The sequence below is a fragment of the Paraburkholderia sediminicola genome (genome assembly GCF_046026675.1).
Lineage (GTDB): Bacteria > Pseudomonadota > Gammaproteobacteria > Burkholderiales > Burkholderiaceae > Paraburkholderia > Paraburkholderia sediminicola_F.
In genome coordinates this window covers 2,430,533-2,455,348 of the sequence record NZ_JAQQEY010000001.1, presented here as the reverse complement: position 1 = coordinate 2,455,348, position 24,816 = coordinate 2,430,533, and the positions used below count along the sequence as shown (strand labels likewise).

General features: G+C 63.3%; 21 protein-coding genes. 11 read left to right on the top strand and 10 right to left on the bottom strand.

Annotated features, from left to right (window positions below; genetic code table 11):
* Positions 1–21 precede the first annotated feature (21 nt).
* The 9 genes from PQQ86_RS10685 to PQQ86_RS10645 all read left to right on the top strand — a co-directional run bounded on the left by PQQ86_RS10685 (position 22) and on the right by PQQ86_RS10645 (position 10,318).
* Positions 22–1,161, top strand: coding sequence for an acyl-CoA dehydrogenase family protein (locus tag PQQ86_RS10685; RefSeq protein WP_408266412.1), 1,140 nt, complete (start codon positions 22–24; stop codon positions 1,159–1,161).
* Between the two features lie 26 nt (positions 1,162–1,187).
* The gene (locus tag PQQ86_RS10680) at positions 1,188–2,375 is read left to right on the top strand and encodes a lipid-transfer protein (RefSeq protein WP_408266411.1); all 1,188 of its coding nucleotides are present in this window, start codon (positions 1,188–1,190) and stop codon (positions 2,373–2,375) included.
* Between the two features lie 118 nt (positions 2,376–2,493).
* Positions 2,494–4,059, top strand: coding sequence for an acyl-CoA synthetase (locus tag PQQ86_RS10675; RefSeq protein WP_408266409.1), 1,566 nt, complete (start codon positions 2,494–2,496; stop codon positions 4,057–4,059).
* Positions 4,060–4,101: 42 nt separating this feature from the next.
* Complete coding sequence (locus PQQ86_RS10670) at positions 4,102–5,259, top strand: acyl-CoA dehydrogenase family protein (protein WP_408266407.1); 1,158 nt, start codon at positions 4,102–4,104, stop codon at positions 5,257–5,259.
* A 27-nt stretch (positions 5,260–5,286) separates the two neighbouring features.
* Positions 5,287–6,288: an acyl-CoA dehydrogenase family protein gene (locus PQQ86_RS10665; protein WP_408266405.1), complete on the top strand. Its 1,002-nt coding sequence runs from the start codon at positions 5,287–5,289 to the stop codon at positions 6,286–6,288.
* A gap of 87 nt (positions 6,289–6,375) precedes the next feature.
* Complete coding sequence (locus tag PQQ86_RS10660; protein ID WP_408266403.1) at positions 6,376–7,170, top strand: crotonase/enoyl-CoA hydratase family protein; 795 nt, start codon at positions 6,376–6,378, stop codon at positions 7,168–7,170.
* Positions 7,171–7,413: 243 nt separating this feature from the next.
* Complete coding sequence (locus PQQ86_RS10655; protein WP_408270218.1) at positions 7,414–8,574, top strand: CaiB/BaiF CoA transferase family protein; 1,161 nt, start codon at positions 7,414–7,416, stop codon at positions 8,572–8,574.
* A 39-nt stretch (positions 8,575–8,613) separates the two neighbouring features.
* Positions 8,614–9,363 (top strand): electron transfer flavoprotein subunit beta/FixA family protein, encoded by a 750-nt coding sequence (locus PQQ86_RS10650; RefSeq protein ID WP_408266401.1) that lies wholly within the window; start codon positions 8,614–8,616, stop codon positions 9,361–9,363.
* A 10-nt stretch (positions 9,364–9,373) separates the two neighbouring features.
* A complete protein-coding gene (locus PQQ86_RS10645) occupies positions 9,374–10,318 on the top strand; it encodes an electron transfer flavoprotein subunit alpha/FixB family protein (protein WP_408266399.1) in 945 nt (314 codons plus the stop codon).
* A 174-nt stretch (positions 10,319–10,492) separates the two neighbouring features.
* On the opposite strand, the gene PQQ86_RS10640 is transcribed toward PQQ86_RS10645, so the two are convergent.
* The 8 genes from PQQ86_RS10640 to PQQ86_RS10605 form a co-directional block, all read right to left on the bottom strand.
* The gene (locus PQQ86_RS10640) at positions 10,493–11,317 is read right to left on the bottom strand and encodes an SDR family NAD(P)-dependent oxidoreductase (RefSeq protein ID WP_408266397.1); all 825 of its coding nucleotides are present in this window, start codon (positions 11,315–11,317) and stop codon (positions 10,493–10,495) included.
* A gap of 26 nt (positions 11,318–11,343) precedes the next feature.
* Positions 11,344–11,757, bottom strand: a complete 414-nt coding sequence (locus PQQ86_RS10635; RefSeq protein WP_408266395.1) for a MaoC family dehydratase — start codon at positions 11,755–11,757, stop codon at positions 11,344–11,346.
* Positions 11,758–11,769: 12 nt separating this feature from the next.
* Complete coding sequence (locus PQQ86_RS10630; protein WP_408266393.1) at positions 11,770–12,210, bottom strand: MaoC family dehydratase N-terminal domain-containing protein; 441 nt, start codon at positions 12,208–12,210, stop codon at positions 11,770–11,772.
* A 27-nt stretch (positions 12,211–12,237) separates the two neighbouring features.
* Entirely contained in the window at positions 12,238–13,422 is a 1,185-nt protein-coding gene (locus tag PQQ86_RS10625; protein WP_408266391.1) for a lipid-transfer protein, read from the bottom strand.
* A gap of 30 nt (positions 13,423–13,452) precedes the next feature.
* Entirely contained in the window at positions 13,453–14,592 is a 1,140-nt protein-coding gene (locus tag PQQ86_RS10620; RefSeq protein ID WP_408266389.1) for an acyl-CoA dehydrogenase family protein, read from the bottom strand.
* Between the two features lie 45 nt (positions 14,593–14,637).
* Complete coding sequence (locus PQQ86_RS10615; RefSeq protein ID WP_408266387.1) at positions 14,638–16,515, bottom strand: feruloyl-CoA synthase; 1,878 nt, start codon at positions 16,513–16,515, stop codon at positions 14,638–14,640.
* Between the two features lie 204 nt (positions 16,516–16,719).
* Positions 16,720–19,566 carry a LuxR C-terminal-related transcriptional regulator gene (locus PQQ86_RS10610; protein WP_408266385.1) on the bottom strand — a complete coding sequence of 949 codons (2,847 nt, stop codon included), beginning with the start codon at positions 19,564–19,566 and terminating at the stop codon, positions 16,720–16,722.
* Positions 19,567–19,697: 131 nt separating this feature from the next.
* A complete protein-coding gene (locus PQQ86_RS10605) occupies positions 19,698–20,315 on the bottom strand; it encodes a DUF2889 domain-containing protein (RefSeq protein WP_408266383.1) in 618 nt (205 codons plus the stop codon).
* A gap of 310 nt (positions 20,316–20,625) precedes the next feature.
* Between PQQ86_RS10605 and PQQ86_RS10600 the strand changes: the two genes are divergently transcribed.
* Both PQQ86_RS10600 and PQQ86_RS10595 read left to right on the top strand, forming a co-directional pair.
* Positions 20,626–21,789, top strand: coding sequence for a porin (locus tag PQQ86_RS10600; protein ID WP_408266381.1), 1,164 nt, complete (start codon positions 20,626–20,628; stop codon positions 21,787–21,789).
* A 103-nt stretch (positions 21,790–21,892) separates the two neighbouring features.
* Positions 21,893–22,243 carry a BON domain-containing protein gene (locus tag PQQ86_RS10595; RefSeq protein WP_408266378.1) on the top strand — a complete coding sequence of 117 codons (351 nt, stop codon included), beginning with the start codon at positions 21,893–21,895 and terminating at the stop codon, positions 22,241–22,243.
* A 78-nt stretch (positions 22,244–22,321) separates the two neighbouring features.
* On the opposite strand, the gene PQQ86_RS10590 is transcribed toward PQQ86_RS10595, so the two are convergent.
* Together PQQ86_RS10590 and PQQ86_RS10585 are read right to left on the bottom strand one after the other, a co-directional pair.
* Positions 22,322–23,743: an aldehyde dehydrogenase family protein gene (locus PQQ86_RS10590; RefSeq protein WP_408266376.1), complete on the bottom strand. Its 1,422-nt coding sequence runs from the start codon at positions 23,741–23,743 to the stop codon at positions 22,322–22,324.
* Positions 23,744–23,777: 34 nt separating this feature from the next.
* On the bottom strand, positions 23,778–24,695 hold the full coding sequence (locus PQQ86_RS10585; RefSeq protein ID WP_408266374.1) for a TauD/TfdA dioxygenase family protein: 918 nt from the start codon (positions 24,693–24,695) through the stop codon (positions 23,778–23,780).
* Positions 24,696–24,816 lie beyond the last annotated feature (121 nt).

The window sequence follows — 24,816 nt, the reverse complement described above, 5'->3', positions numbered from 1 at the left end:
TTAATCGATGAGGAGCGTGCGGTGGAAGTCAAGCGTAATGTCTATCGCGAGGATCACGAGATGCTGCGTGAAACCGCGCGGCGATTCTTCGAGCGCGAGTGTCTGCCGCGTCAGGCTCAGTGGGACGAGGCCGGCTGTGTCGATCGCGAAACCTGGCTGAAGGCCGGTCGTGAAGGTCTGCTGTGTGTGACCGTGCCGGAAGAATACGGCGGCGGAGGCGGCGATTTCGGCCATTCGGCGATCGTCGCGGAAGAGCTGCATCGTGCGGGCGTCTCGGGCTTCAGCTATTCCGTGCACTCCGATATCACCGCGCCCTACATCGTGCGGCTTGGCACGGAAGAACAGAAACGCAACTGGCTGCCGCCGATCTGCCGCGGCGAGAAGGTCCTTGCGATCGCCATGACGGAACCCGGCACCGGCTCCGATCTGAAGTCGATCCGTACCACCGCGGTACGCGATGGCGACGACTACGTCATCAACGGCAGCAAGACCTTCATCTCGAACGGTCTCAATTGCGACATGGTGGTGGTGGTCTGCAAGACCGACCCAGCGGCGGGTGCGAAGGGCGTGAGTCTCATCATGGTCGAAACCGATCGCGAGGGTTTTCGCCGCGGCCGCAAGCTCGAGAAAGTGGGGCAGGCCGCGGCCGATACCGCCGAACTCTTCTTCGACAACGTGCGTGTACCCGTCGGCAACCTGATCGGCAATGAGAACGGCGGCTTCATCCACCTGATGGAAGAACTGCCGCAGGAGCGTCTGATCATCGCGGTGTATTGCGCCGCGAAGCTGGAACGGCAACTCGAACTGACGTTGCAATACGTGAAGGACCGCCGCGCTTTCAATCAGACAGTGTGGGACTTCCAGAACACCAAATTCAAGCTGGCCGATGTGAAGGCGCAAGCCGTTGCGGTCCGTACGCTGGTCGACTACTACATCCGCGAGCATATGGAGCGCAAGCTCACGCTGCAGGAAGCGGCCATCGCCAAGCTGTTCGCGACCGAAGCGATGTGGAAGTGCATCGATGAAATGGTCCAGCTGCATGGCGGTTACGGCTACATGCTGGAGTATCCGATTGCCCGCGCCTTTGCCGACATGCGCGTGACGCGCATCTTCGGCGGGACCAGCGAGGTGCTGCGGGATCTGATCTCGCGCAAGCTGTAAGTCTCCCTATCTTTTGAGGAAGCATCATGAGCGAAAAAGTACTGGTGGCAGGCGTCGGAATGATTCAGTTCGCCAAACCGGGCGCGAGCCAGAGCTACACGGAGATGGGCGCTGAGGCGACCCGCCGCGCGCTGGCCGACGCGGGCATTGCATACGACCTCGTGCAGCAGGCGTTCGCAGGCTACGTCTACGGAGACTCCACGTGCGGTCAAACCGCACTGTACGAAGTGGGCATGACGGGCATCCCGATCGTCAACGTCAATAACAATTGCTCGACGGGGTCGACCGCGCTCTATCTCGCACGCCAGGCGATCGCCACCGGCGATGCCGACTGTGTACTGGCGCTAGGTTTCGAGCAGATGCAGGCGGGCGCGTTGAAGTCGCATTGGGACGACCGGCCGGTGACGCGCGCGCGGTTCGTGCCGATCATGCACGGCCTCACCGCGGACCTCGCGCATTTGCCGCAGGCGCTGCGCACGTTCGGCGGCGCGGGCCGCGAACACATGCAGCGCTACGGCACGCGTATGGAAACCTTCGCCGCGGTGCGCGCCAAGGCGAGCCGTCACGCGGCGAACAACCCGCTGGCGCTGTTTCGCAAACAGGTGACGACCGAAGACGTGATGAACGACACGGTGCTGATGCCTGGCGTGATGACACGTTTGATGGCCTGTCCGCCCACGTGCGGCGGCGCGGCGGCGATCCTCGTTTCCGAGAAGTTCGCGAAGAAGCACAACTTGCGCACGGATGTGCAGATCGTCGCGCAGTCGCTGACCACCGATCCGCCGGCATCGTTCGATCCGCCGTCGATGCTCAACTACGTCGGCACGCACATGACGCGCTCGGCCGCGAACAAGGTCTACGAAAAAGCCGGCATCGGACCGGAGGACATCGACGTGTGCGAACTGCACGACTGTTTCGCGCACAACGAAGTCATTTGCTACGAATCGCTCGGGTTCTGTCCGGAAGGCGGTGCGGAGAAGTTCGTGAGTGACGGCGACAACACGTATGGCGGGAAAGTGGTGGTCAATCCGTCGGGCGGCCTGCTTTCCAAGGGGCATCCATTGGGCGCGACGGGACTCGCGCAATGCTATGAGCTGACGCACCAGTTGCGCGGCACTGCCGATCAGCGCCAGCTGCAAGGCGCAAAGCTTGCGCTTCAACACAACCTCGGCCTTGGCGGCGCATGTGTGGTCACGCTGTACGGCAAACACTGAGTCGTCCGCACTGCGCGACGCACACTGGACGTCGGGCTCGGCGTGCTCCCGCTAAAACGCACAGCAGACAGAACCGAGGTTTCCCCATGCAACAGCTTTGCAAGAAAGGAGAGTGTGCGTGAGCGGAACCCCGAAGTACCTCGGCGACCACGCCGCATTGACGCCGGACAAGCCCGCTGCGATCAACAGCACGAGCGGCGACGTCCTGACCTATCGCGAACTCGACGAGCGCTCCAATCGCTTCGCGCAATGTCTCTACGCGGCGGGGCTACGGCGCGGCGACCATATCGCGATGCTGCTCGAGAACAACATGCGCTGCTTCGAGGTGTGTTGGGCAGCGCTGCGTTCGGGTCTGATGATCACCCCGGTCAACCGGTTCCTGACCGCGCGGGAAGCGGCCGGTATTGTCGAGGACAGCAATGCCCAGGTGGTGGTCAGTTCGTATGCGATGCGTGAGCTTGCGGCCGAACTGACCAGCGTGATGCCGACGTGCCGCTCGCGGCTGATGGTGGACGGCACCATCCGCGGCTGGGACAGCTACGAAGCCCTCACGGCTCGATACCCCGCGATGCGCCTTGACGACGAATGGCTGGGCGCCATGATGATTTATAGCTCGGGAACGACCGGCCGCCCCAAGGGCATCATCCGCTCGCATCCGCAAGGCCGGGTCACCGAAGGCTCAGGTTCCGCGCGCCGTCCGCAATTCGAGCGCTATGGCTTCGACGCGCAAACCGTGTATCTGTCCCCTGCGCCGTTGTATCACACGGCGCCGCTCGGCTACGGGATCGAGACGCAGTTTGGCGGCGGCACCGTGGTGTTCATGGAGAAATTCGATCCGCTCGACGCGCTGCTGGCGATCGAACGCTATCGCGTCACGCATAGCCAATGGGTGCCGACCATGCTGATCCGGCTGCTCAAGCTCGGCCCGGCAGTGCGCAATGCATTCGACCTGTCGAGCCAGCGGGTGGCGATCCATGCTGCCGCACCGTGCCCGCAGGAGACCAAGCGGCAGATGATCGACTGGTGGGGGCCGATTATCGAAGAGTATTACTCGTCGACTGAAGGCAACGGTGTGACCACGCTCAACACCGAGGAGTGGCTTGCGCATCCGGGGTCAGTTGGCCGTGCGTTGCTCGGCATCATTCATATCTGCGACGACGAAGGCAATGAGTTGCCGGTGGGCGAGACCGGACTCGTCTATTTCGAACGCGATCAGTTGCCGTTCCACTACCACAACGATCCGGACAAGACCCGTGCCGCACAACATCCCCGCCATCCGGCTTGGACGGCCGTCGGCGATATCGGTCATGTCGATAGCGACGGCTATCTGTATCTGACCGATCGCAAGGCGTTCATGATCATCTCGGGCGGCGTCAACATCTATCCGCAAGCGATCGAGGACGCGCTCGCCGTGCATCCGGATGTGCAGGACGCGGCGGTGATCGGCGTGCCTGATGCGGAGATGGGCGAGCAGGTCAAAGCGATTGTTGAACTGACGCCAGGCATAGCGGCATCGGACGCAGTCGTGGAAGAACTGTTGGCTTATCTGCGCACGCGGGTCGCGCGCTACATGGTGCCGCGTTCGATCGACTTCATCGACGCGATGCCGCGGCTGCCTACCGGCAAGCTCTACAAGCAGGCATTGCGTGAGCGCTATGGCGCGCGAGCGGAGCGCGCTGATTGATAACCGGTGGCACTGAAGCGACTAAAAAATCTGGAGTGAGACGTGAACAACCTGTTGGATGCTTTCCACCTGACGGCGCTTCCCGCCGAGGCGGAAACCTTTCGTGCGGAAGTGAAGCATTTTCTCGACGAACACCTTCCGCCGGCGTCGGCCGACGTTCGGGCCCGTTCGTGGATGGGCTTCGACGCGGACTTCAGCCGACGCCTCGCGGCGCGCGGCTGGATCGGACTGACCTTGCCGGCCAGTTACGGCGGCGCTGGCATGGACGCGTTCCGTCGCTTCGTGCTGGTCGAAGAACTGTTGGCGGCGGGCGCGCCCGTCGCCGCGCATTGGATTGCCGACCGTCAAAGCGGTCCATTGATTCTGCGCTACGGCACCGAGGCGCAGAAGGACTTCTACCTGCCGCGCATCTGCGCCGCGAGTGCGTTTTTCTGCATCGGCATGAGCGAGCCCGACTCAGGCTCCGACCTCGCGAGCGTGCGCACGCGTGCGGTGCGCTGCGATGGCGGCTGGCGTCTGACGGGGCGCAAGATCTGGACGACCAACGCGCAGCATTGCCAGTACATGATCGCGCTGGTGCGTTCGTCAGGCGCGCCGGAAGATCGGCAGAAGGGTTTGTCGCAATTCATTGTCGATCTCTCTCTGCCGGGCGTGACCGTGCGGCCGATCGAGGATCTGACCGGTGACGCCCACTTCTCCGAAGTGACGTTCGAGGACGTCTTTCTCGCCGACGATGCAATGATCGGCGACGAAGGCGCCGGCTGGCAGCAGGTGACGGCCGAACTCGCTTTCGAACGCAGCGGCCCGGAGCGGCTCTATTCAAGCGTCGTGCTGCTCGACTGCTGGAGCGCGCATCTGCGGCGCCACGGCGCGAACGACGCCGAACTCGCCTTGCTCGGCAGCTTCGCGACGCAACTGGCCACGCTGCGCTGCCTGTCGATCGCGGTCACGGCGAGACTCGCGCACGGCGAAAGCCCGGTCGTCGAGGCGGCGCTCGTCAAGGACATCGGCACTGAGTTCGAACAGGCTATTCCCGTGCAACTGGAAGCCGCGATCAGCGCGGACCCCACACAGACCATCGCCCCCGAGCTTTATCGCACGGTGGCCTACCTCAGCCAGATCTCGCCGACCTTCTCGCTGCGCGGCGGCACGCGTGAGGTGCTGCGCGGCATGATCGCGCGTGGCCTTGGTTTGCGCTAACCCATCTGGACCAGCAAAGAGACCTGCATGTTTACCGAAGCCATCGAAGCTATCCTGCGCGATCGCGCCACACCTGAAGCGGTTCGCGTGATCGAGAGCGGCGGCGCGCCCGCGTCTATCTGGGACGCAGTGGAAGAAGCCGGATTTCTGGAGTTGCTGACGCCCGAGAGCGCGGGCGGCGCCGGACTGCCGCTGTCGGCAATCGCACCGGTTTTCTCGGCCTTTGGACGCTATGCGGTACCCGTGCCGCTTGCGCAAAGTATTGCGGCACGCCCGCTATTGCGCAACACCGGGGTCGCGGCGCCTGCCGGCATGACGACACTCGCGGGTGCCTGCCGCCGTCGCGAGGACGGCTTATTGGAGGCGCCTCAGGTGCCGTTCGGCATGACCTGTGATTACGTGTTGGCCAATGTCGATGGTGATCTGCTGTTGCTTGATGCCAGGCGAGCCGAACGCAAGGCAAGCGGTGTGCACGGCAGTTTAAGCGGCACGCTCAGCTGGCGCCGCGACGCCGTGCCGTCGCCGCTTGGTTCGAATGGGGACGAGGTGCTGCTTTTCAGCGCGGCGATTCATGCGGCCGCTATCGCCGGCGCTATGGATCGCGTCTTCGCCATGACCTTGCGGTACTGCAATGATCGCTCGCAATTCGGCAAGTCGATTGGCAAATTCCAGGCCGTGCAGCATCAGTTGAGCGTGATGGCTCAGCACGTTGCGTCGGCCGGCATCGCCTCCGAACTGGCGTTCTCCGGCGCAGGCGCCGTCCCCGAACGGCTCGCGACGGCGATCGCCAAAGCGCGTACGAGCATGGCGGTGCCGCTGGTGGCGTCGACGGCGCATGCGCTGCATGGCGCGATCGGCGTCACCGCCGAATACGATCTCCAACTCTATACGCGCAGGCTGCATGAATGGCGCATGGCGGATGGCTCGGAGGCGTTCTGGAATCGCATGGTGGGGAACGCGGCTCTCAAGCAGGCGCATGCCACGATCGTGGACTTCGCGCGAATTGCGCCGTATGACATGGCTGCCTGAATGGGCGAATAAACAATGGTGGGTCGGTCTGCGCCTCACTGGCGTAGAGGGAAAACCTTTACAGCAGCATAGAACCTGAGAGATCCAATGAACGAATTCCTGAAATACGAACAGGACGAACACATCGTCACGCTGACGATGAACGAACCGGAACGGCGCAATCCGCTCACCGGCAACACGGCGGTGCAGGAGTTTCTGACGGCGATCGGACGCATCGAAGCCGACCGTTCCGTGCGCGCCGTGATCCTGACGGGCGCGGGTACGGCGTTCTCCTCGGGCGGCAATATCCACGATATGGAGCGGCATGCGTCGGGCAGCATGCCGGGTATGGACATTCGCCAGGACTACCGGCGCGGCATTCAGCAACTGCCGCTGGCGATGTTCAATGTGGAGGTGCCGGTCGTCGCCGCGGTGAACGGTGCGGCGATCGGCGCAGGCCTCGATCTCGCCTGCATGTGCGACATCCGCATCGCGTCCGAGCTTGCCAAATTCGCCGAGAGCTTCGTGAAGCTGGGCATCATTCCCGGCGACGGCGGTGCGTGGCTGCTGCCGCGCATCATTGGTTTGTCGCGCGCCGCGGAGTTGACCTTCACCGGCCAGATGATCGATGCGCAACAGGCGCTTGAATGGAATCTGGTTTCCCGCGTCGTGCCGCACGATGCGCTGCTCGCGACCGCGCAGGGACTCGCACGATCGATTGCCGCCAATCCGCCTCATGCGGTTCGGCTTGCGAAGCGCTTGTTGCGCGAAGGCATGCATTGCCGTCTGGACACGCTGCTGGAAATGTCGGCGGCTTATCAGGCGCTCTCGCATCAGACGGTCGATCATCGTGAAGCTGTCGCCGCATTCATTGAGAAACGGTCACCCTTGTTCAAGGGATAGAACGGCCGCGGATCGCCGAATCCGCACGCTCTCCGGTACCGCTGTCCTGCACGCGGCGCCGTTTCTCCACGGGGCTGGGCAGGCCGCGCGCCGTCAATTAAGCCACCTCGCCACCCGGCCAGGGTGGTCCGCTTTTGCACCTGTTCTGGCTTACTTCCACTTGGGCAATCCCGGTTCAAAGGCCGGTGCCGACTAATAGCGGTGTGCTCGCACGCCGTCATGGAAAAAGACAGTGGAGGGACGATGGGTGTATTGAGCGGTATTCGCGTGCTGGAATTCGAGGCGATCGGCCCGGGGCCGTTTGGCGCCATGTTGCTCGCCGACATGGGCGCGGACGTTTTGCGTATCGACCGGCCACTTCCACCCCAGGACCTGGGGCCGAAGACCAATGGCAAACGTGCGGACGTCACGGGGCGGGGGCGCCGTTCGGTCACGCTCGATCTGAAGCAACCGCAGGCCGTTGAGGCGGCACTGGATCTGATGTCGCGCGCCGATGTCGTGATCGAGGGTTTCCGCCCCGGCACGATGGAGCGTCTCGGGCTTGGACCGCAAGCCGCTTTGGCGCGCAATCCACGGCTTGTGTACGGCCGCATGACCGGCTGGGGGCAAACGGGGCCGCTCGCGGAGCGGGCCGGTCACGATCTCAACTACATCGCGCTGTCCGGCGTGCTGTCGGGCATCGGCCGCGCCGACGGGCCGCCCGTGCCGCCGTTGAATCTCGTGGGCGACTATGGCGGTGGCGGCATGCTGCTGGCGTTGGGCGTGGTGGCGGCATTGTTCAACGTCCAGCGCGGCGGCGAGGGCCAGGTCGTCGATGCCGCGATGATCGAGGGCGCAGCGCAGTTGGGCTCGGTGATCTGGGGGCTGCTCGCTTCGGGTAACTGGCGGGAAGAACGCGCCAGCAATCTGCTCGATGGCGGGACGCCCTGGTACGACAGTTACCGTACGAAAGACGGCGGGTACATGGCGGTCGGCGCGGTCGAATCGCGCTTTTACGCTGAGCTGCTGTCGAAGCTCGGTCTCGCGGATGCAGGTCTGCCGGCACAGCACGATCGGAGTGGCTGGCCCGTGCTGCGCGAACGATTTGCGGCGGCATTTCTCGCGCGTACGCGCGACGAATGGTGCGCGGTATTCGAAGGCAGCGACGCATGCGTCGCGCCAGTGCTGAGTTTCTCCGAGGCGCCCGCCCATCCACAGCATCGCGCTCGCGGCAGCTTTGTCGAAGTGGGCGGTGTGGTCCAGCCGGCCCCTGCGCCGCGTTTTTCCGCAACACCGTCGGTGATTGCGAAGCCGGCGCCGCAGCGCGGCGAACACGGCCTCACCGCCTTGCGCGACTGGGGCTTCGACCAGGCCGCCGTCGAGCGTATGCGTGAACACGGCTTGGGTTACCAGCCCGAAGCGTAAACGTCGTCAGAAAAGAAATTTCGGTTTTGGAGACAACAGATGAAAGTATTGGTCGCGGTAAAACGTGTGGTGGATTCCAACGTCAAGGTCCGAGTCAAGTCGGATGGCTCGGGCGTCGAGTTGGCGAACGTCAAGATGAGCATCAATCCGTTCGATGAAATCGCCGTCGAGGAAGCGGTGCGTCTGAGAGAAAAGGGCGTCGTAAGCGAAGTGATCGCAGTGTCGTGCGGCACGAACGCCTGCCAGGAGACCTTGCGCTCGGCGATGGCGATCGGCGCCGATCGCGGCATTCTGGTCGAGACCGATGCGGAGCTGCAACCGCTCGCCGTTGCGAAGCTGCTGAAGGCACTGGTCGACAGGGAGCAACCGCAAGTGGTGATTCTCGGCAAGCAGGCCATCGATAACGACTGCAACCAGACCGGGCAGATGCTGGCGGCGCTCGCTGGTTTTGCGCAGGCCACGTTTGCGAGCAGGGTCGAGCTGTCCGACGATTGCGCGACTGTCACACGTGAAATCGATGGAGGACTCGAGACGTTGCGGCTCAAGCTGCCGGCGGTAGTCACGAGCGACCTTCGCCTGAACGAGCCGCGCTATGCGACGCTGCCCAACATCATGAAGGCGAAGAAAAAGCCTTTGGATGTCGTCACGCCGGAACAACTGGGCGTGGATGTCGCGCCGCGTCTGAAGGCGCTCAGCACGACGGAGCCGGCCGGGCGCAGCGCCGGCGTGAAGGTTCCCGACGTCGCGGCGCTGGTCGCGAAGCTCAAGAACGAAGCGAAAGTGATCTGAGGGAATCAATATGACTGCATCCAATCAAGTGCTGGTCGTGGCTGAACACGACCACGTTTCGATCCGAACCGCCACGCTAAATACGGTAGCGGCCGCGCTGCAATGCGGCGCCGAGGTTCACGTGCTGGTGGCCGGGCACGAGGCAGCCGGCGCGGCAAAAGCCGCCGCCGCGATCAAAGGCGTAGCGCGTGTATTGCATGCGGACGCGCCGCAGCTCGCCAACGGCCTCGCTGAAAACCTCGCGGCTCAGGTCGTCGCGCTCGCCGCGGGCTACGAGCACGTGCTGTTCCCGGCCACCAGCGCGGGTAAGAACGTGGCGCCGCGTGTCGCCGCGCTGCTCGACGTGGCACAGGTCTCCGACATTATTCGTGTGGTGAGCCCGGACACGTTCCAGCGTCCGATCTACGCGGGCAATGCGCTGGTGACGGTGCAAAGCAGCGATCCGGTGAAGGTCCTTACCGTGCGTGTGACGGGATTCGACGCCGTAGCGGCCGAAGGCGGCGCGGCGCAGATTGAAACGGTCGATGCGGTAGCGGACAGTGGCCTGTCCGCCTTCGTGGAGCGCGTGGTGGCAAAGAATGACCGGCCGGAACTCAGCGACGCTCAGATCATCGTGAGCGGCGGCCGCGCGCTCGGCAGCAGCGAGAAATTTGCCGAAGTCCTCACACCACTCGCCGACAAACTCGGCGCGGCACTTGGGGCGAGCCGCGCGGCGGTCGACGCGGGATTTGCGCCGAACGACTGGCAAGTCGGTCAGACGGGCAAGATCGTCGCGCCCCAACTTTATGTAGCGTGTGGCATCTCGGGCGCGATCCAGCATCTGGCCGGGATGAAGGATTCGAAGGTGATCGTCGCGATCAACAAGGACCCGGAAGCGCCGATTTTCAGCATCGCGGATTACGGCCTGGAAGCCGATCTTTTTGCTGCGGTGCCGGAGTTGGTGAACGCGATCTGACGTGTTCTAGCGGAGCGTAGTCGAGAAAGGGGGCGTCGCTGCATCGCGCAGCGATGCCCCTTTTGCATGGTGATGGAGCCCGCGGATTGCAGCTTAAAAAAGAACCGGCATGGGTCGAATGCTTCGACGCATGCCGGCGGCAAAAAAGTCCGGCACTCGGCCGGACCCCTTGGATTACTGTAAATTGCCTGCGACCGCGATGGTCTGGCCGGTGATGTAGTTCGATTCGGGCGAGCAGAACAGGTAGACGCCGCCTGCCGCTTCTTCCGGCGTGCCCCCACGACCGAGGGGGTTGCGCTGCGCATGCGTCTTGAGCATTTCGGGATTCAGGCCGACGCGGATATCCCGGCCTTCGATCTTGACCGTCGCCCCTGCCTTCGCATCCGCCGAGGTCATGCGCGTGTGGATCAGACCGAACGCCACGCAATTGACGTTGACGTTAAAGCGTCCCCATTCGCGGGAGAGCGCGCGGGTCATGCCGATCACGCCGGCCTTGGCCGACGAGTAATTCATCTGTCCGGCGTTACCGTTGAGTGCGGACGTCGACGAGATGTTGACGATCTTGCGGTACACGTCGCGCCCGGCTTCCTTGTCGGCGGCATGCAGCGCCTTGATGTGCGGGTAAGCCGCACGCAGGATGCGGAATGGCGCCGTCATGTGGCAGTCGATGATCGCGTACCACTGCTCGTCGGTCATCTTCTGGACCACGTCGTCCCACGTATAGCCGGCATTGTTGACGATGATGTCGATGCCCTTATACGTGTTCATCGCCGTGTTGATGAAGCGCTCCGCGAAGTCCGGCGCGCTCACGTTGCCAGGGCACGCCACTGCTTCCACGCCCATTTTCTTCAGCACCTCGACCGTTTCGTGCGCCGGATCGGCGTCGAGGTCGTTGATCACGAGGCGCGCGCCTTCGCTCGCGAGTTTCCCGGCGATCGCGCGGCCGATGCCGCGGCCGGAACCGGTGACGAGTGCCACCTTGCCGTCAAGCTTTCCCATGTCTCTTTCTCCTTGATAGAACGGTATTACAGTGCGATTACCGCGTCGCCGAGGACGCGTGGTTCGCCATATTGATTGACGGTCTGGATTTCCACCTTCACGCGCCGCTCGCCGTCGGCCTCGAACTTGTCGACTACTCGCCCGTTGCAGGTGATCTGGTGTCCGAGGTGGGTGATGCCGACGAACCTGACGCCGAATTGGCGCAGTTGCCGCTGGTCGGCCCAGCAGGTCAGCAACCGGCCCAGGTAAGCCATCGACAGCATGCCGTGGGCGAATACGTCGGGCATGCCGCTGCGGCGCGCGAAGTCGAGGTCGATGTGGACTGCGTTGTGATCACCCGAAGCGCCGGCAAAGAGCGCCAGCGTCGTGCGGTCGATCGGTGCGAGCGTCAGCGGTGGCAGCGTGCCGCCTACCTTGACGTCGTCGAACAATGTGCTCATTCGTCTCTCTCCTCAGCCGTTGCGGTGTACCAGCACGCTGCGCAGATCGGCCACATGCTCGCCTTTCTGGTTAGTCACGCGTGTTTCGCGCACCACAAAATCGAGTGCGCCACCTTTCTTGTCGTAGATGTCGGCGATGTGGCATTCGAAGAGCAGCACGTCGCCGGCGTAGGCCATCCGGTGATAGGTGAACGACTGTTCGCCGTGCAGGATGCGCGCGACCTGAATGCCGATCTCGTCGCGCCAGCTTCTGTCCGGCTGCTCCAGTTCCAGTGAGAACAGGAAGGTGGGCGGCAAGGGCAGGTTAGGGTGGCCCGCGTCGCGCGCCGCCGATTCATCGAAATAGACCGGATTGGTTTCGCCGGTCGCCTTGGCGAAGAAGCGCAACCGGCCCGCTTCGGCCACGGTGCGAAACGCGGGAATGACCTTGCCTATGTGCTTTTTATCGATCATGTCGAACACTCCGTCGGAAGCGGCGCATCACGCTGCTTTGTAGATGGTCGTGACGCACGCGCCGCCGAGCCCCAGGTTATGTGCCAGCGCGACCTTCGCGCCTTCGACCTGACGTTGATCGGCAGTGCCGCGCAGCTGATGGGTGAGTTCGTAGCACTGCGCGAGGCCGGTCGCGCCGAGCGGATGCCCCTTCGACAGCAGGCCGCCCGACGGATTGACCACCCACTTGCCGCCGTAGGTGTTGTCGCCGTCGTTGACGAGTTTCTCCGCTTCACCTTCGCCGCACAGACCGAGGCCTTCGTAGGTCAACAGTTCGTTCTGCGCGAAGCAGTCGTGCAGCTCGATCACGTCGATGTCTTCCGGGCCGACACCGGCCTGCTCATACGCGAGCTTCGCGCCCGAGCGCGTCATGTCGAAGCCGACCACGCGAATCATGTCGCGCGTGTCGTATGTGCTCGGCAGGTCGGTGCTCAGGGATTGGCCGGCAATCAGCACATTGGTGCGCAAGCCACGCTTGCGCGCGAATTCCTCCGACACCACGATTGCCGCCGCTGCGCCGCAAGTCGGCGGGCAGGCCATCAGACGCGTGAGCACGCCTTCCCAGATCATCGGCGAGGCCAGCACCTCTTCCGGCGTCACGACGGTGCGGAACACCGCCAGCGGATTGCGTGCCGCATGCTGGCTCGCCTTCGCGCGAATCTTCGCGAACGTTTCGAGTTTGGTGCCGTACTTTTCCATGTGGGCCCGACCGGCGCCGCTGAACTGGCGGATCGCGCTCGGCAGATCGGTGCGATCGACCAGTTCATTGACCAGATCCAGCGCACGTTCGAGCGCCGGCGCACGGTCGCTCCACTTCGACGACAGTGCGCCTGGCTGCATGAATTCGAAGCCCACCGCGAGCGCACAATCGACCGCGCCGCTTTGCACAGCCTGACGCGCGAGGAACAACGCGGACGATCCCGTCGCGCAATTGTTGTTGACGTTGATAACGGGAATGCCGGTCATGCCCACGTGATAGAGCGCTTTCTGGCCGCAAGTCGAGTCGCCATAAACATAGCCCGCGTAGGCCTGCTGTACATCCGCGTAATCGATGCCGGCATCGGCAAGCGCCTCGCGCACGGCGCCCGCACCCATCACGTCGTACGGATCGCTGCTGCCTGGCTTCTTGAACGGAATCATGCCGACGCCGGCGACGAAGACGTTACGAGTCATATCATTGCTCCTTGGTATGGGAAATTCGCACTACAGCTTGCGGGAGATGAGCTCGCGCATGACCTCGCTCGTGCCGCCATAGATACGGTTGACGCGCGCGTCGGCGAACGCTCGGGCAACGGGGTACTCCAGCATGTAGCCGTAGCCGCCATGCAGCTGCACCATGTCGTCGAGCGCCTTGCCGAGCGATTCGGTGGCGAACAGTTTGGCGATCGCCGCTTCTTCTAGCGTGAGACGCCGGCGCACATGTTCGGCGAGGTAGTGATCGACCAGTACACGCACGGCGGTTGCCTGCGCCTTGATGTCAGCCAGTTTGAATTTGGTGTTCTGGAAGTCCCAGACGGTCTGATTGAAAGCCTTGCGGTCCTTCACATAGTTGATCGTGTGCTCGAGGCAGGCTTCCAGTTTTGCGGCAGCACCGATGGCGATTGAGAGCCGCTCCTGCGGCAGTTCGCCCATCAGATAGGCAAAGCCCTTGCCCTCTTCACCGAGACGATTGCTTACCGGTACGCGCACGTTGTCGAAGAATAGCTCGGCCGTGTCCTGCGAGTGCATGCCGACTTTTTCAAGCTTGCGGCCCCGGCGGAATCCCTCACGGGTCGCCTCGACGACGATCAGGCTGACGCCTTTGGAGCCCGCGCTGGGGTCGGTCTTGCAGACCAGGACGATCAGGTCGGCATTAAGTCCATTGCTGATGAAAGTCTTGCTGCCGTTGATGACGTACTCGTCGCCGTCGCGCAACGCCGTGGTTCGTATCGCCTTCAGATCACTGCCGGTGCCGGGTTCGGTCATGCCGATTGCGAGAATGGATTCGCCGGTACAGGTCTTCGGCAGCCATTTCTGCTTTTGCTCCTCATCGCCGATGCGGGCGATATACGGGGCGATGACGTCCGAGTGCACGCCGAAGCCAAGACCACTCAAACCAGCGCGATTCACTTCCTCATTGAGGATCGCTGCGTGGCCGAAGTCGCCGCCGCCACCGCCGTATTCCGTTGGGAGCGTGAGACACAACAAACCTTCGCGCCCCGCCTTTAGCCACGTTTCACGGTCGACGCGGCCAGCCTTGTCCCACTCGGCCTGTTTGGGCGTGCATTCCCGTTCGAGGAAGCGACGCACCGTGGTGCGCAGCATTTCATGATCGTCACGAAAAACAGTACGTGTAATTTGCATAACTAAATTCCTGGGAATGGATGCGGCGTGAGTCCATGTGTGGCGTTATCGCATGCAGGCGATATGTGCTGCAGGTTCGGCTTTGTAAAGCTGTTCGATTAAGTGCGCACGGCGCGCGCGGGTCACGGCCTGGTTGACGTAACCTTTTTCGGCGATCTCATTGGCATCGATCGAAGGCGGCTCGGCCATCAGCATCAGGCGTTCGATGGTCAGGCTTGCGCCGCCGCCAGTGCGACCGGCGAGGCGTTCGCGCAGCGCGGCGACGACGACCGGGTGCTGCACCAGGCTCTCGGTGTCGAGCCCGGCGAGTTCGGGGGCGAGACGCCGGCAGGCGGCGACATTCGGCCAGGCTAGCGCAGCCAGAAATTCACGGTCGTGGCCGCAGATCACGGCATCGGAGACGAGGGGCGCACACAGGTCGAGCAAGCCGAGCCGCACGGCGCCGGTTCGCACCCAGGTGCCGCTTGTGAGTTTGAAATCCTCGACTACCCGTCCGGCGAAGAGCAGGCCCTGGCCTGGGTCGTCAGGATTCGCGAGGCGCACCGCGTCACCGAGCCGGAAGTAACCTTCGTCATCGAAAGCGGCGGCGGTGAGCGCGGGGTTGCCAATGTAGCCGGCAAATACATTCGCGCCGCGCATACGGATTTCGTAGCGTCCATCGCCACCTTCGAGCGGCAGGAGCTTCACTTCCGAGCCGGGTACGGGTCCGCCGATGTTGCCGAGATCGGGGCTCGGCCAGCCGCAGTAGGTGCCCATTCCACTCGTCTCGGTACAGGCGAGGCCCGTCGAGAAGACAACGCGCTTGCCGATCGTCTCCACGGCCACGCGCTGGATGCGATGCCACACGTCCGTTGGCAGGCTTGCGCCGCCGTAGCCGAAGTACTGCACGTTGGCAAACAGGCTGCGGGCAAGCGCGGGATCGCGCTCGAGTTCGCCCGCGAGCACCGCCCATGCAGAGGGGACGCTGGTGAAGATGGTGGGCGAGACTTCACGCAGGTTGCGTACCGTGCGCTCGATCAGACCAGGCAGCGGCCGGCCGTCGTCGATATAGTGCGTCGCGCCGAACTGGACTGAGCGCCCGATGTTCAGGACCCCGCCGAGACCATGGTGCCATGGCAGCCAGTCGAGAAACACCGGCTGGGATTCCCGCAGCCAACCCAGGTTGTCCGCGTAGTAGGCGGCAACCGCCTTGAAATTGCTATAGGTGAGCGGCACGCCTTTCGGCGCTCCGGTCGAGCCCGACGTAAAGAGGATGCGGGCAGTGTCGTCGTGGCGAATGGCCGCGTGTGCGGCAGCAACCCTGGCGACGCTTGCCGGCGTCACGTCACCGGCAAGCACGTCGGCCCATGCACGCTGTGAGCCTTGGACATTGCGTACGGCGATGACGGGCATGGCTGCCAGTTCTGGAATTGCGAGCGCGCGTTCGAACTGCGTTCCGTCCTGCACGAACACGGCCTCAGGAGGCACCAGTTCGAGCACGCCTTTCAGACGGGCGAAGTTTTGGCTGAGCGTCGAATAGGCTGCCGATACCGGTGCGGCAGGAATGCCGACGTACTCGGCCGCCAGCAGCAGGACAGCCTGTTCGATTGAATTACCGGAGAGCAGGACGAGTGGACGCTGCGGGCCGAGGCCCATTTCCAGCAACCTGGCTGCGACAGTTTGCAGTTGACGCCATAGCTCGCGCCAACTGACCGAGCGCCACGCGCCGTTTTCATCCCGTTCGCAGAACGCCGGGCTGTCGCCGCGGCGCTCGGCCCATTCGGGGATGAAGGCAGCGAAGCCGTTCTGTGCGATGTCGGGGGGCTGGCTGGCGGAACTCAGCATCAGCGTGCCGTCGGGGCGGCGTTCGACGAGCGGGCGCCGTTCCGGAAAGCGTACGGGACGGTAAGGGGCTGCCGTGTATTCACTAGCCATGAGCGTCATTGCGCCTGTCTCCTGAGCTTCAGCGCGCGCCATGATGCGCGCCAGCGTTTGTTTTATGAGGTAAGTCCGCCGCTCGCGGCGGCGCGTGACCCCTTGAGTTATAGGATAGTGGCTCGTGGCCGGAAGCGAACCACCCGAGGTGGGTGGCGAAGGCGATCAGAATGGAGAAGGAATGCCGGAGGGGCACGCTATGACGCGGGCGTGTCAGCCGCCCTCGCCACCGGCCACGGGCGCCGGGCCTAATTCGAGGTCGCGCACGCGTGCGACCGCCTCGTCGCGGCTGGTCACGCCAAGTTTGCCGTAGATGTTCTTCAGGTGCCACTTGACGGTTTCCGGCGAGATGCCTAGCGTGCGGGCAATCTTCTTGTTGGGCAACGCCTGCGCAAGCAGGCCGACAACCCGAGCTTCGCGCTCACTGAGCATCTCAGGACCGGTGGGCTGTGCGCTTCGATTGACGGCCTGGGCGGCCGGCACTGCGCCACTGGCCAAGGTCGCCTTCTGCGCGGCCTGTAGCCGGCTTACATAGAAGGATAAAACCGGATCGTGCGCCTCGCCTTGTACCACGGCGGTAATGAGATCCAGCGCGCCGGGATCGGCGTCGAGCAGGCTACGCATGAGACCTAGCCGGTGGCCCCGGCGCAACGCGGCGAGCACGGCTTCGCGCGCGGCGTCGGCCCGGCCGCGCCGCGCATCGACCACGGCGGCCTGCATCTGGAAATGCGCAACGTGGCGTTGCCAGCCGCGCGCCTCGCAGAATGGAATCAGCGCCTGAAGGCGACCCGCGGCTCCTTCGAAATCCTCGTGGGCGATACACCAGTTGATGTGCGAGCGTTCCGCCATCGCGTGAATTTCCGCGACGGTCCCCGCCAGGGTAGCCGCCGGAGCGGACACAACCCGCGCGGCGATCATGTCGAGCCGGGCGAGGCCGGCTTCCGCCGCATCGAACTGACCGCTTAGCAGATGGCGATGAATCTGCTCGGCCACGCTATGGACGACGAGCCGATGCAAACCGTATTGCGTCGCGTATTCTTCGAGGCGCTCGAGATAGGCGAAGGCGTCGAGGCGATGCCCCGCCACCCAGTGGACCGCTGACAGCACGCTCAGTACACGCAATACGGAATCCGGAATGGACACGCGTTCGAGCACGTCGATACGGTCCTCCAGAAGTTTGCGAGCCGCGTCCAGTTCGTTGAATTCGTACAGCACTTCGCCAAGCAGCGCTGCCGCAAAACATGCGGCTTCGGCGGCGGCGCTGCCGCGTTGATCGGCGTCGAACAGAACGTCGCGGCTGATGCGCTCGACCTGGATGAACTTGCCCTCCAGCGCATAGCTGAAACCTGCAATGCAGCGGCCGTTTAGCGTACCGGCCGAGGTACCCATGAGCGGTGCGCCGTCCACAAGCAGTTGCGGCGCCTCGTCCTGAACGCGCCGTGCCTCCTCGTATTCGCCGCGACGCATGTGAATCCACGACAGCAGGTTATTGCGGCCGCCCACTGCGAGGCTGTCAGCGTGAGCCGGGATTTGCAGCATGTACGGCAACACCGACATCGCATCGTCGGTGTCGTCGCGCTGGACGGCAAGCGCGGCTCGCAACAGGATGAGGCGGTATAGCGAATGCACGTCGTTTTCGGGAATGTCGGCCTGAAGGCGCGCGATAGCCGCGGCGCAGGCGTCGAATTCGCGCGCGTACAACTGCAGATGCACCATCCATAGCCGCAGCCCGATGCGAGCCTGCACTTCGGCAAGCGGCAGCAGACGTATCAGTCCGACCAGCTTGCGCAGGTCGCCCTTGATCTGCATCGTGCGGGCGACGCGCAGCACAAGGTCGGCTGCCGCTGCTGCTTCGCCCGCGAGTAACGCATGCCGCACGGCGTCGTCGGGCTGCTCGTGATCGCGGAACCAGGTCCATGCGGCGAGATGCACTTCGCGTTGATGCAGTTCACTGCGTGCACGAAAACGCTCGAGCAGCGTCTCGCGAAACAGCGGATTCAGCCGGTACCATGACTCGCTACCTGAACTCTCGATGGGGGCGAGGAACAGGTTGTCGCTTTCCAGCCTTGTCAGCAGCGCACGCACTTCGGCGGGAGATTGCTCGTCGCCGATCGATGCGATGCACAACGGCGCGCATACCCGCGTGCAGCTCGCCATTCGGATCAGCAGTTCCACCTCGGGCGGCGCAAGGCGTGACAACACTTCGCGTTCGAAGTACTCCGCAAACCCGCGGGCATCCAGAAGTTGGGCGTGAGCGAGCGGATCGGCCGACGTGAGGTCCGTAGCACTTTGCTTCTTTCGCTTGAGACGCATTGCGAAGAGTTGCAGTCCCGCCACCCAGCCGTCGGTCAGTTCGTGCATGTGCCGCGCATCGCGCTGTCCGATCTCGCCCAACTGGGCCTTGAGGAATGCCTCGGACTCGGCGGCCGTGAAGCGCAGGTCGCGCATGTCCAGTTCCAGCACGAGGCCCTGGTCGCGCGGGCGGCCCAGTGCGAGCGGCACCGCCTGGCGTGAGACGAGCACGAGATGGAGATTCGCCGGCGCGTAGTCGAGGAGCCATTGCAACGCTTCGTGGTTGCGCGCATTGGTGACGTGATGCAGATCGTCCAGCACCAGCACGACGTCGTTCGAATGGGCGGCGATACCGCGCACGAGGGCGATGATCGTGCGTTCGACCGTTTCGTCGTCCGTGCCGCGACCGCCTAGCAGGGCGGCTTCATGGCACATCGCCGGGTCGACGTGGGCGAGGCTCGCGACGAGGTAGTCGAGAAAGTGTATGAGTTCGTTGTCTTCAGGTGCGAGCGTCAGCCAGGCGATGTCGAAGCCGAGCGAAAGCAATGCCTCGCGCCACGCGATCAGGAGGCTCGTCTTGCCGCAGCCGGCGGGACCCTGAAGCACGACGCAACGGTTGCGCCGTGCGTCGAGTAACTGAGCCAGAAGGCGTTCGCGCGCGACGATGCGGGCGGTGCTGCGCGGCGGAATCAAGCGGGGATCAGATCTGGAATCCGCGGCGCCGCTTTGTGAGCGGCGAGGGTCCACGGGAGGGAAATTCTGCGGCATCGTGACCTGCGCCTTGCGCGCTCGAGCTTCGCGCCTCGTCGGCGCGGGCCAAAGGACGAAATGATAATCGGCACATTGTAGCGCAGCACGGGTAGCGTTTTCACCTGCGGCAGGGGTAGTGTCTTCCCGGATTATCCCTTGTGTGGCGGGCGGCTTGCATCGGCAATATGCGCTTCGTTTTGCTGCATCGCGTGTTCGCGCCGCGCCACGAATTGCACGACCTCGCCGCCCGCGCGCCATGCGTGACAGGTGTCGGTCATTGGATGCGCCTGAACAGCTTGTCCCCCGTCGTCAGATTTCGTCTGGACGGGCGCGGTCTTGCGCCAACCCATCAATGTCTGGATGGCAGTCGTGGCGATGGGACCGAGCAGTTCGCTCAGATGCGTACAGCCTTTCGGACCGCTCAGCCGGCTCTTGACCTCCTTCATGAAGCCCGCGCCGATGCTCAAGCCCTCGAGGCTGCGATAAGCGTGGTTGATTTCCGCGCAAAAGCGGCTCGGCGCGGAGTCGGTATGAGCCTCGATGTGATGGATAACGAGCTTCGAATCGACCGTGACGATGATGCGCATTTCGTGAATCGGCGAACCGGCGGGCACGGTCTTGAAGAGCAGATCGGCGTCGTCGGCCTTCGTATCGCGCATACGGCCTTCGATGTCGAACAGGCCGTCGCCTCGCTCGAAACCCATGCACTCGATACGGCGGGTATGCACGAGCCGTCTTGCTGAAGGATTCACGGGGATGGCAGACATAGGTATCTCGCTTGCGGAAGCATTCATTCATCCGCCCTTGAGTGGTCGATACCACGGAGCCTATCTGAACGGCGAACGCCTGCGGCCCCCTACGTTGGGGGGGAGGGCCGCTGCCTGTCGCCACCCGCTTCATCGGTCGGGGTATTCCCGTCCCCCCTCTGTTTGGGTAGGTGATCTGTGTGGACGTCCCTGCAATATGGCCTCGCAAAGACGGGTCAGGTTGTTGCCGACCGTCGTCCCGGCGGACATCTGCATGAGTTTGCTTGACCCGTGTCCGTCGGACGCGGCAAACACAAAAAGGGAGACATGCATGCGTTTCATGAGTCAGAGTATTTGTGGGGCTACGTTGATTCTTGCCGCAGGGGGGGCGGCGGCGCAGTCAAGTGTGACGCTTTACGGGGTGGCGGACACGTTTATCCAGTATCTGGATAGCGGTGGCAATCATTCGTTTTCCGAACGAAGTGGCGGATCCACCGGTTCGCTGTTCGGGCTGAAAGGGACCGAAGACCTCGGTAATGGGCTGAAGGCGGTATTCGACATCGAAAACGGCTACAACATCAACAACGGATCTTTTTTCGCCGACAGTACGGCGATGTTCTACCGGCAGTCGTGGGTGGGGCTGAAGCATGACACCTATGGCTCGCTGACCTTCGGCCGTCAATATCAGCCGAGCTTCTGGGCGGTCTACTTCACCGACCCGTTCCGTGGCAACGAAGTCATGTCACCGCTGGCAGCGGCCGATCTGGCTGGCGCCACCGACCGGTCCACGCTCGCCACGCAGTACGTGGCCGGGCGAACCAGCAATTCGATCGTCTATACGTCGCCCGACATGAGAGGCGTGCACGTCTACGCGATGTACGCGATGCCTTCCACGGTGACGCAACCCGTGCCGGTTCGGTCCGGCGCGATGCTCGACCTGGCAGCGAACTATTCGGGCTATGGTTTTTACGCGGGCGCCGGTTATCAGTATCAGCATGGAGCGCAGGAGAGTGCGCCGCTGGTGCCCACGGCCCCGACGTTGCTCACCACCTTCGACCTGATGGCAACGGAGCACTTTACCGGCGCGCTGGCATACCGGCTGGGCATCGTGAACTTCCAGTTCAACTATTCGTATAACCGGCCGAAAGATGCGCCCGCCGGCGCGCTGGTCACGATCACGCCGGCGATCAAGCTGCCGCTTGCTTCGCTGGTTCACTCGTACAGCATCATTGAACTGGGTGCGACGATCCAGGCCACGGCAGCGGACGTGATCGAAATCGCCGGCATCGAGCGGGACGTGCGTGGAGTTCACGACAACACGCCGGGTGTCGAAGTCGGCGTCGACCACAGTCTGTCGAAGCGTACGAGTCTTTACATGCGGGCGGGCTACCTGAAGAACAACGGCACCGCGAACATGAGCTGGCCTGGCGTCACGGGCGTCGCCAGCGGTTCGAAGCAGATTCTTGCGGTGCTCGGCATGACGCATCGTTTCTGACGACGTTGGGCGTTATCGGGAAGACGCCGCTTCGCGGCGTCGCTCGTGAGCGCTGCCGTATCTGTTTTCAAGCGGTCCGATATAACAACAGGAAAAAACTTCCATGAAGCAAACCAGGGTAACCAAAGTGGTGGGTGGCGTGCTGATTGTTCTGGCGTCGCTGGATGTGCGCGCTCAGAGCAGCGCTGCGGCTCCGGCGTCCGGCCAGTCGTATGCATCGGACGCGAAAGCGCTCAAGGCCGCCGACCGTGCGCTGCAGAAGAACGTGATTCGTGCGTTGAGCAGGACGAAAGGGCTCAGGGCTGCCACGATCACGGTTCGCGCACGTAGCGGTGTGGTGACACTGGAAGGAACGGTGCCCGAACAGTCGCAGGTCGGTCTGGCGACTCAGGCTGCTGAAGGTGTCGAGGGCGTGACCTCGGTGACGAACGCGCTGACGTTGTCCACGTTGTAAAACGCGTTTCAAGCGTTCTTGCAGCGAATCCAGAGGGCCTGCTCATGGTGTGTGTGAGCAGGCCCTTTGTACGTGATCTCAGCCGGTCACCGATTTGCACTCGAGAAATTCTGCCAGGCCTTCGTGACCATACTCACGCCCGTTACCGGACGTCTTGTAGCCGCCGAAGGGAACCGTAATGTCCAGCATCGCGCCATTGATGCGCACCGACCCGACACGCAGGCGTGCGGCGACGCGACGCGCGCGTTCGGGGTCGCTGGTGGCGATATAGCCGGCCAAACCGTATTCGGTGTCGTTGGCCATTGCGATGGCGTGTTCCTCGCCGTCATACGGAATCATCACCAGCACCGGTCCGAAAATTTCCTCGCGGGCGATCTTCATGTCGTTGCGGACATCGGCAAAGACGGTAGGCCGCGCGTAAAAGCCCTGCGCAAGTCCTTCGGGCCTGCCGGGACCGCCGGCAATCACGCGGGCGCCTTCCTCGATTCCGGCCCGGATCATGTGTTGCACCTTCTCGTATTGCGCGCGGTTCGAGATCGGACCCATTTTGGTCGCCGGGTCCGCCGGATCGCCGACGACGATTCCATTGGCGACCGCCGCGGCAGTCGCAATGGCGTCGTCGTATTGTTCGCGCGGCACCAGCATGCGGGTCGGTGCGACACAGGTCTGTCCGGAATTGACCATGCATTGGGCCACGCCACTCTTGACCGCGGCCTGCAGGTCGGCGTCGTCGAGAATCAACAGCGGTGACTTGCCGCCGAGTTCCTGCGCCACGCGCTTGACCGTGGGCGCGGCGCTCATGGCTACCTCGACGCCGGCACGCGTCGACCCGGTGATCGACACCATGTCCACATCGGGATGCGACGACAAGCGTGTGCCGACGACGCGTCCCTCACCGAAGATCATGTTGAAGACGCCGGGCGGGGTGCCTGCTTCGTGCATGATTTCCGCGAAGATCACAGCATCCAGCGGTGCGATTTCAGAAGGCTTCAGCACGACGGTGCAACCCGCTGCCAGGGCCGGCGCGACCTTGGCGGCGATCTGGTTCAACGGCCAGTTCCATGGCGTAATCAGTGCCGCGACGCCAACCGCTTCGCGGCGCACGTAGCTCTTGTCGTGATGCGTTTCGAACTCGAAATGGCGCAGCGTTTCTACTGCGGCCTGAAGCTGCGAGAGGCCGATCGCGGCTTGCAGATGTTTGCACAGCGTGATGGGTGCGCCGATCTCGATGCGCACCGCTTCAGCGATGTCGTCGAGCCGTGCACGGTAGCATTCGATAATCCGCTCGAGCAGCGCGATCCGCTCGGCGCGGCTCGATTCCGACCAGACCGGAAAAGCGGCCCGCGCCGCGGCGACGGCGCGATCCGCGTCTTCCGCAGTCCCCATCGTCAGCCGTCCTGTCAGCGTCTCGGTGGCCGGATTGACGATGTCCGTCTGCGTGCTGCCGGCAGACGGCTCGACCCATTGGCCATCGATGTAGAAGGTGTTCAGCATTTTCATTTGGTTTCCTGAGGTTCTGAAGAGCGCGTCGAACTCAGGCCGCAACCGGACGATCGCCGATCACGGTCGCGCGCATCATGTGACGCGGGGCCGGGAAGTAGTCCTGCACCGCGTAGTGCTGGCACGAGCGGTTATCCCAGAAGGCGATCGTGTTCGGACGCCACTTGAGGCGGACCTGATATTCCGGCGCCTGGGCCTGACGGAACAGGTACTGCAGCAGATCCATTTCGGCGAGTTTGTAGTCGAAGCCGACGCGATATTCCTGAGCGGTCAAGCGGCCGTAATTCGACAGATGGGTCGTAAACGCTTCGTTGACGTAGAGGATCTTCTCGCCGGTTTCGGGGTGGACTCGCACAACCGGATGCTCGACGGGCGGAAACTTCGCGCGCATCGCCGCGTGCTGGTCTTCGGGAACCGCAATGCCGAATAGCGGGAGGAAATCGTGGACTGCCTTGAGGCCTGCGATTCGCGCCTTCACGTCGTCGGGCAGATTGTCGTAGGCCGCCACCATGTTGATCCAGATGGTGTCGCCGCCGACCTCCGGACATTGCACGCATCGCAACATGGAGCCCATCGACGGGATTTCGCGCCACGATACGTCGGAGTGGTACAGGTTCTCGCGACCGCGTTTTGTATCGTTGCGGCCGAATATCACGAGTTCAGGATGATCGGGATGATGGGGAAACGCCGGATGGGTCTCCAGTTCGCCGAACCGCTTTGCCATGGCAACATGCTGGGCTGAGCTGATGTCCTGGTCACGGAAGAACAGAACCTTGAACTTCAATAGCGCGCGGCGCAGCGCGGCATAAGTCTCGTCATCGAGCGGCTCGCGCAGGTCGACGCCGCGAATCTCCGCACCGATCGTCGGCGTGTAGCGCTCCACCGTAAATGGCCAGGCGTCGGAATGCGGGTGCGCCACGGTCGAAGCGGGCGCGATCTCTGTTGCTTGCATGTCATGTCTCCATTAGTTTGGGCCCGGGGATGCCGCGGCGCGTGAGGCTCGCGACGGTTGGGGCGGTTTCACAGGCGGACGCGATTCGCGTATGCCGGGTTCTTCTTTCGCGCACCGCCGA